Below are 7,954 nucleotides of genomic sequence, written 5' to 3'. Positions count from 1 at the left end.
GTCGCTCCTGTCGCACCGGCCGCACCGGCCGGCAGCGGCGGCTCGGCGACGAAGATGACGTCCACGTCGGAGACGTAGTTCAGCTCGTGGCCGCCGGCCTTCCCCATGGCGATCACGGCGAGCCGGCAGGCGGCGGCGTCCGCCGGCTGCTCCGCGGCGGCGATCGACAGGGCCGCGCGCAAGGTGGCGGTGGCGAGGTCGGCCAACTCCGCGGCGGTACGCACCAGGTCGCTGGTCCCGCACACGTCCCGGGCGGCCACCCCGAGCAGGCAGCGGCGGTAGGCGGCGCGCAGCTTGTCGGGGGTGTCGGCGGCGGCCAGCCCGCGCTCGAACTCCCGGACGCCGGCCCGCAGGTCGGCGGACTCGTAGGTGACCAGGGCGTGCCAGTCGGCGGGGTGGCGGGCCAAGTGGTCGCCGAGCGCCTCCGACGCGCCCAGCACGCCGAGCAGCCGGTCCCGCAGCGGTTTGCCGGTGACGAGGGTGTCCAGCAGGGCCCGCCGCTCCCCCGGCTCCAGCGCCTCGGTCAGCCGGACCAGCCCGCGCAGCGCCTGATCGGGGTCGGCGGTGGCCGCCAGCGCGTCCAGCAGTACGGGGTCGGCGCGCACCCCGCTGAGCACCTCGGCCTCCAACAGGCGCTCGGCGGCGCCCGGATCGGTGAAGCCGTGCCGCAGCAGCCTGCTGAACGTACTGCTGCGGCGTCCCTGCATCAGCCCTCCCGGCGGTTCCCGGCGTGGTCAAGCGCTGGCGTGATCGGGCGCCGCGTCGGTCGACCCTGGCGTGGCCGGCCGCTCGGCGTGATCAAGCATTCCGCCCGAGCGTAACGCCCGCTCCCTGGTGTGTGCCCCGCTCATCGCCAACAGCCGGATACCGGGAACGTTCGTTCAGCGTTCACCCGGGACGATCTCCCGCGCCGGGGAGCGGAACCCTACTTTTGGCATGCTCACCGCACACCCCCGTTTCCGCGCTTTCCGTACCGGAGGTAACCCGTGCCCGGGTGGACCCTGCCCCGCCGCAGTCGCACCGCAGTCCTGTCCGCCGTCGGCCTCGTCGCCGCTTCTGCCGGCCTGTGGGTCGGCCTCGGCGGCAACGCGCAGGCGGCCGGCGCCGTGCCGACGCCCGACCACACACTGGTGGTCGTCATGGAGAACCACGCCTACAGCCAGGTCATCGGCAGCTCCAGCGCCCCCTACATCAACTCGCTCGCCACCGGCGGCGCCAACCTGACCCAGAACCACGGCATCACGCACCCGAGCCAGCCGAACTACTACGCCCTGTTCTCCGGCTCCACCCAGGGCATCACCTCCGACGCGTGCGTCAAGATCGGCTTCAGCTCGGCCGCCAACCTCGGCTCCGAGGTGACCGCCGCCGGCAAGACGTGGGGCAGCTACAACGAGACCCTGCCCAGCCAGGGCTCCACCGTCTGCACCAGCGGCAACTACGCCCAGAAGCACAACCCCTGGTTCGGCTTCAGCAACGTGCCGGCCTCCTCCGCGAAGACCTTCGCGCAGTTCCCCACCGACTACACCACGCTGCCGAAGATGGCCTTCGTCACCCCGAACCTGTGCAGCGACATGCACGACTGCTCGGTCGCCTCCGGTGACACCTGGATCAAGAACAACCTCAGCGCGTACGCCACCTGGGCGAAGACCCACAACAGCCTGCTCGTCGTCACCTTCGACGAGGACAACTCGCAAAGCGGCAACCGCATCCCGACCGTCCTGTACGGCCAGCCGGTCAAGGCGGGCAGCTCCAACGGCACCACCTACAACCACTACAACCTGCTGCGCACCCTGGAAGACCTGGTGGGCACCTCCACGCACGCCGGCCAGGCCGCGTCGGCCTCGGACATCACCGGTATCTGGAACTGACGGAATGTACGTCAGCGACAGCCGCGGCAGCACGCCCGCGGTGACCGCGCCGACCGCCCGGGGCAGATTCCCCGGGCGGTCGGTCGTGCCGGTCACCAAGGCGGTCACCGGCACCGTCTTCGCGCTGGGCGCGGTCAGCCTGATCACCGACGTCTCGTCGGAGATGGTGACCGCGGTGCTGCCCCTCTACCTGGTCACCGGGCTGGGCCTGTCCCCGCTCGGCTTCGGTCTGCTCGACGGCGTCTACAACGGCTTCAGCGCGCTGGTCCGGCTGGTCGGCGGCCACCTCGCCGACCGAGGCGGGCGGCACAAGCCGGTGGCGGCCTTCGGCTACGGCCTGTCCGCCCTGTGCAAGCCGCTGCTGCTGCTCGCGCACACCCTGCCGCTGATCGGCGCGGTGCTGGCCCTGGACCGCACCGGCAAGGGGCTGCGGACCGCGCCCCGGGACGCGATGATCTCGCTGTCTTCCTCGCCGGAGAACCGTGGCCGGGCGTTCGGGGTACACCGGGCGATGGACACCACGGGGGCGCTGCTGGGCCCGCTGGTCGCCTTCCTGATCCTGCGGCAGGCGGCCGAGGGCTACGACGCGGTGTTCACGGTCAGCTTCTGCGTGGCGATGATCGGCGTGGTCGTCCTGCTGCTGTTCGTCCCCTCCCGGGCGGCGGAGCTGGGGCCGGCCCCCCAGGACGCCGACCGTCCCTCGCTGCGCGCCGCGGTGGCGCTGCTGGGCCGGCGCGAGCTGCGGAACCTCTCGCTGTGCGCGGTGGCCCTGGGCCTGGCCACCGTCAGCGACTCCTTCGTCTACCTGATGCTCCAGCGGCGCTTCGGGGTGCCCGACCGGTGGTTCGCGCTGCTGCCGCTGGGCACCGCGGCCGCCTTCCTGCTGCTGGCGGTCCCGCTGGGCCGCTGGGCGGACCGGATCGGCCGCTGGCAGGTCTTCGTCGGCGGGCACGTGGCACTGCTGGGCGCGTACGCGCTGCTGCTCACCCGGGTGCACTCCGGCCTGCTGCCGTACGCGGTACTGGCGCTGCACGGCGCCTTCTACGCGGCCACCGACGGGGTGCTGATGGCGGCGGCGACAGGTTCCGTACCGGCGGCCCTGCGGTCCAGCGGGCTGGCGCTGGTGCAGACCGGGCAGGCCGGCGCCCGCTTCTTCTGCTCGCTGGCCTTCGGCGCGGCCTGGACGGCGTGGGGCGACCGCTCGGCGCTGGCCGGGGCGGCGGTGGCGCTGCTGGTGAGCGTGTCCCTCTCGGTCGGGCTGCGTCCTGCGCGGGGGCCCGCCGATCTTCCCCAGGAGGCGGTATGACCGAGCTGTCGCCGGCCGCGGCGATGACCACCCGGAGCAAGCTGATGGTGCTGCTGGCCTGCGTGGTGGTGCTGGCCTGCGTGGCCGGGGTGGCCGTCTGGCGCGCGGCCGACCGGGCCGACCGCAAGAACCAGGTCCAGGCGGGCGGGCCGGCGGTGCACGCGGGCCCGGTCTCGCTCGCCCCGGACGCTCCCCGGCAGATCGTCTTCCGCTCCATGGTGTGGGGCCCGCACCGCGACGAGTTGGCGAGCGTCCCCGCCGCCGACCCGAACGGCCCGCGCACCGCCTCCGGCATCAAGTGCCTGCGCTTCTACGCGGCCGGCGGCACCGGGATCTGCCTGCAGGCCGAGCGCGGCGCGGTCAACGACAGCTACCGGGCGATCGTCCTGGACTCCCGGCTGCACGAGACCCGCCAGGTGGACCTGGCCGGCATCCCCACCCGGGCCCGCGTCTCCCCCAGCGGCCGGATGGTCGCCTGGACGGTCTTCGTCGGCGGCGACTCCTACGCCGGCACCAACTTCTCCACCCGCGCCTCCATCCTCGACACCCGCACCGGGGCCCTGCAGTCCACCCTGGAGGACTACACCGTGACCCGCGACGGCAAGGTGATCCACGCGGCGGACGTGAACTTCTGGGGTGTCACCTTCATCGACGACGACCACTTCTACGCCACCCTGGCCACCGGCGGAAAGACCTATCTGATCCGCGGCCAGGTCTCCACCCGGACCGCCACCACCGTGCGCACCAACGTCGAGTGCCCGTCCCTGTCCCCCGACGGCACCCGCATCGCCTTCAAAAAACGCGTCCCGGGCCTGTCCCCCGACGCCCCCTGGCGGCTGTACGTCCTGGACCTGTCCACCCTGCGCGACCACCCCACCGCCGAGACCCGCAACGTCGACGACCAGGCCATCTGGTCCGACGACAACACCCTGGTCTACTCGCTCCCCGGCGACTACGGCTCCGACCTCTACACCGTCCCCGCCGACGGCTCCGGCGCCCCCCACCTCCTGACCCCCTCCGCCCTGGCCCCGGCCTACCTGCCCTGACGCCCCCGGCGTCCGCCGCCGCCCCCCGCCGCCCGGGCCGACCAGCACCACCGCGCCGGCCCGGAGCCTCGTCGTCCACCCGCCGGAGCGGCGGCCCGCGCCGCCCCGCCTACAGGTTCGGCAGGTTCTTGCGGAGCTCGAAGGCGGTGACCTCGGAGCGGTACTCCTCCCATTCCTGCTTCTTGTTGCGCAAAAAGAAGTCGAAGACGTGCTCGCCGAGGGTTTCGGCGACCAGTTCGCTGCGCTGCATGAGGTCGATGGCCTCGCCGAGGTTCTGGGGGAGCGGCTCGATGCCGAGGGCGCGGCGTTCGGCGTCGGTCAGCGCCCAGACGTCGTCGTCGGCGCCCGGCGGGAGTTCGTAGCCGTCCTGGATGCCCTTCATGCCCGCGGCCAGCAGGACGGCGTAGGCGAGGTAGGGGTTGGCGCCGGAGTCGATGGAGCGGACCTCCACGCGGGTGGAGCCGGTCTTGCCGGGCTTGTACATGGGGACCCGGATGAGGGCGGAGCGGTTGTTGTGGCCCCAGCAGATGTACGAGGGGGCTTCGCCGCCGGCGCCCGCGGTGCGCTGGGAGCCGCCCCACACGCGCTTGTAGGAGTTGACCCACTGGTTGGTGACCGCGGAGATCTCCCCCGCGTGCCGGAGCAGGCCCGCGATGAAGGAGCGGCCGACCTTGGAGAGCTGGAACTCCGAGCCGGACTCGTAGAAGGCGTTGCGGTCGCCCTCGAAGAGGGACAGGTGGGAGTGCATCCCGGAGCCGGGGAACTCGGAGAAGGGCTTGGGCATGAAGGTGGCGTGCACGCCCTGCTCCAGCGCGACCTGCTTCATCACCAGCCGGAAGGTCATGATGTTGTCGGCGGTGGACAGCGCGTCGGCGTAGCGCAGGTCGATCTCCTGCTGGCCGGGGGCGCCCTCGTGGTGGGAGAACTCCACCGAGATGCCCATCGACTCCAGCATGGTGATGGCGGTACGGCGGAAGTCCATGCCGACGTTCTGCGGGGTGTGGTCGAAGTAACCGGAATTGTCGGCCGGGGTGGGCCGGCCGCCGTCCAGCGGCTTGTCCTTCAGCAGGTAGAACTCGATCTCGGGGTGGGTGTAGAAGGTGAAGCCGAGATCGGAGACCTTGGCCAGCGCGCGCTTGAGGACGTAGCGCGGGTCGGCGTAGGAGGGGGAACCGTCGGGCATCAGGATGTCGCAGAACATCCGGGCGGTGCCGGGGGCCTCGGCACGCCAGGGCAGCACCTGGAAAGTCGCCGGATCCGGCTTGGCGATCATGTCGGACTCGTACACCCGGGCGAACCCCTCGATGGCGGAGCCGTCGAAGCCGATGCCCTCGTCGAAGGCTTGCTCGAGCTCCGCGGGGGCGACCGCGACCGACTTCAAATAGCCGAGTACGTCGGTGAACCACAGCCGTACGAAGCGGATGTCCCGCTCCTCCAGGGTGCGGAGGACGAACTCCTGCTGCTTGTCCATAACCATCCATCCTTGCCGGTCAGGCGGTCCCCGGCGCGGGCGGCAACGGGGATCAGGAGCATTGCACCACACCGTTTCGGGTGCGTTGCAGATACCACTCACTCCCCATAGTGCACGCCGGTGCGGCTCAGCCGAAGGTGTCGATGGTGGCGATCTTCCAGGTGCTGTCCTGCCGTACGGCGTCCACCGCGAACATCGCCGCCGCCACCGTCGTGCCGTCGTCGCCCGGGTTCTTCCCGGCCGCCGCGGCGGTGCTGGTGTTGCGCTGGTCGGCGAAGACCAGCACCCGGGCCCGGTCGCCGTCGATCATCTCCACGCCGGTGTCGGTCACGGTCGTGGTGAGGACCAGCTTCCGGGCCGCGGCCTGGGCCTTCACCTGGGCGATCAGGGTGGCGTACTGCTGGACGGCCTTGCCGGTCAGCATCCGCCGGGCGGCGTCGTCGGTACGGGCCGGGTCGGCGTAGTCGTAGGAGAAAACCGTGTTCACGTCCTGGGCGACGGTGCCTTTGACCTCGCTGGTGCGGGCCGTGTCGGTCAGTGCGGTGTTGTGGGCGGCCGATGTGTCGCGCAGTGCGGACGCCTTGCCGGACGCCCAGGCGGCGAAGCCGCCGAGCAGCACGGTGAGCAGCGCGAGCGCGGCGATGGGCACGGCCCCGCGCGGGAACCGGCGCCGGCGGGCGGGGGCGGCGGATGCGGGGGCGGGAGCGGGCTCCGGACCAGATTCGGGACCGGGTTCGGGAGCTGGTTCGGGAGCGGCCGGGGTGGTGGGGTCCGGAGCGGCGCTGGGATCGGTGAGGCGGGCCGAGGCGGGCGCGGCGGCGGTACGGGTCGCCGGGGCCGGCGCCGCAGCGGCGGCGGCGAGTCTGCGCTGCCGGTTGATCAGGTGACGGGTGGTGGACGACGACATGGCTGCGGCGGTCCTCTCGCGTAGCGCTACTGCTGGGAGGCGGTCGGGGACGGGGAGGCGGTGGCGCTGTCGCCCATCGGCGCCTCGCCGAGCGCGCTGAGCTTCCAGCCGGCCGGCGTGCGGGTGAGTTCGCCGAGCAGCCGGCTCTCCTTGACCGACGGCTGGGCCTTGGGCGCCTGCACGGTGATCCGCAGCGCGACCATCACGCTCGCCCTGCCCGTCCTGGCGTCCAGTTCGGTGAGCGCGCCGGACAGCACCTTGGCGGTGCTCACCGTCTGCGCCTGCTGCACCTGCTTCTCGAAGTCGGCCCGGCCCTGAACGAGTTGGGTGTGCACGATCCCCGGTGGTACTGGACTCCCAGATGTCCATCCCGTGGTCGAGGTCGTTGTGGTCGAGGGTGTTCATGTTCTGGACGGCCTGCTCGCCGGCCGCCAGCACGGTGTCGCGGGTACTGGCGAAGGCCGCGTCGTCGTCGTGCGAGGCGCCGTACCAGGACCAGCCGGTCCAGGCCGCCGCGCAGGCCGCGGCCAGGGCGAGGGCGAGGGCCACCGCGAGCAGCGGGCGGCGCGGGGCCCGGGACGCCCGCCGTTCGCGCCCGGGGGCGGTGTCCCCGGGCCCTCCGGGCTCCCCCGTCTCCGCCGGGTCGATCGGGTCGATCGGCTCCCCCGGTTCCATCGGCTTCCCCGGCCGCACCTCCTCCGGCGACGCCACCGGCTCCGCCGAACGACGTGCTGCGGTTGTGAACGGCATACGTGCCAACTCCCCATCCTCCTAGCGGGACTTCATATCGGTGATGCGCCAGCGGCCGTTCTCCAGGCGGGCGGTCACCGAAAGCTGCGCCGCCGCGCTGGTGGCGGTGGCGCCGGCCCGCTGTGCGGTCTGGTCGAGGAAGACCAGCAGCCGGGCACGGTCCGCGGTGAGCGTGACGACGCCGGCCCGGACCACCCGGGTGGTCAGAGTGAGTTGCTGGGCCGCGACCTGGGTGCGGACCTGGGCGAACAGCTTCTGGTACTGGGTGGCGGCGGCGCCGTCGAGCAGGTCGTGGGCGGCTTGGGCGGTGGACTGGGTGTCGTCCGGGGCGTAGGCGAAGATCCGGCTGAGCGCGTCGCTCACGTCACCGATCACCTGGTCGGTGGCGCCCGTGTCGGTGAGCGCGCGGTTGCCGGTGGCTCCCGGGTCCCGCAACGAGTGGCTCTCGTAACGGAATCCGCCGGACGCGAGCAGCAGCAGCGCGATGACGGCGGCGGCCGCCAGCCGGCGCCGGCCGCGCGGCCGAGCGCGCGGCCGGACGAACCGGCGGCGCCGGAACGAGGCGTGCGGCGCCCCGGGATCCCCTCCGACCCGCGCCGTCTCCTC

Annotated in this window: 6 protein-coding genes and 2 pseudogenes; 3 read left to right on the top strand and 5 right to left on the bottom strand. The window is 72.4% G+C overall.

Annotated elements, in window-relative coordinates:
- Nucleotides 1-707, bottom strand: a pseudogene (locus GA0115240_RS13570) (bifunctional glutamine-synthetase adenylyltransferase/deadenyltransferase); the annotation flags it as partial.
- A gap of 279 nt (nucleotides 708-986) precedes the next feature.
- Between GA0115240_RS13570 and GA0115240_RS13565 the strand changes: the two are divergent.
- Genes GA0115240_RS13565 through GA0115240_RS13555 form a run of 3 tightly spaced genes read left to right on the top strand, consistent with a single transcriptional unit; the run spans nucleotide 987 to nucleotide 4,220 of the window.
- Nucleotides 987-1,868: an alkaline phosphatase family protein gene (locus GA0115240_RS13565; protein WP_093736931.1), complete on the top strand. Its 882-nt coding sequence runs from the start codon at nucleotides 987-989 to the stop codon at nucleotides 1,866-1,868.
- Between the two features lie 4 nt (nucleotides 1,869-1,872).
- Nucleotides 1,873-3,174, top strand: a complete 1,302-nt coding sequence (locus GA0115240_RS13560) for an MFS transporter (RefSeq protein ID WP_093736930.1) — start codon at nucleotides 1,873-1,875, stop codon at nucleotides 3,172-3,174.
- 23 nt (nucleotides 3,175-3,197) lie between these two features.
- Nucleotides 3,198-4,220 (top strand): TolB family protein, encoded by a 1,023-nt coding sequence (locus GA0115240_RS13555; protein WP_093736932.1) that lies wholly within the window; start codon nucleotides 3,198-3,200, stop codon nucleotides 4,218-4,220.
- Nucleotides 4,221-4,329: 109 nt separating this feature from the next.
- Here the strand turns inward: GA0115240_RS13555 and GA0115240_RS13550 are convergent, their stop codons facing one another.
- The 4 genes and pseudogenes from GA0115240_RS13550 to GA0115240_RS13535 form a co-directional block, all read right to left on the bottom strand.
- Complete coding sequence (locus GA0115240_RS13550; RefSeq protein ID WP_093736929.1) at nucleotides 4,330-5,691, bottom strand: glutamine synthetase family protein; 1,362 nt, start codon at nucleotides 5,689-5,691, stop codon at nucleotides 4,330-4,332.
- Nucleotides 5,692-5,818: 127 nt separating this feature from the next.
- Nucleotides 5,819-6,598 (bottom strand): hypothetical protein, encoded by a 780-nt coding sequence (locus GA0115240_RS13545; protein ID WP_093736928.1) that lies wholly within the window; start codon nucleotides 6,596-6,598, stop codon nucleotides 5,819-5,821.
- A gap of 26 nt (nucleotides 6,599-6,624) precedes the next feature.
- A pseudogene (locus GA0115240_RS13540) lies at nucleotides 6,625-7,273 on the bottom strand (nuclear transport factor 2 family protein).
- A 96-nt stretch (nucleotides 7,274-7,369) separates the two neighbouring features.
- On the bottom strand, nucleotides 7,370-7,954 hold a 585-nt coding region (locus tag GA0115240_RS13535; protein WP_093736927.1), incomplete at its 5' end, for a nuclear transport factor 2 family protein.

The sequence above is a fragment of the Streptomyces sp. DvalAA-14 genome (genome assembly GCF_900091855.1).
GTDB lineage: Bacteria > Actinomycetota > Actinomycetes > Streptomycetales > Streptomycetaceae > Actinacidiphila.
The sequence above is the reverse complement of the archived record's forward strand: the minus strand, read 5'-3'. Positions and strand labels throughout refer to the sequence as shown.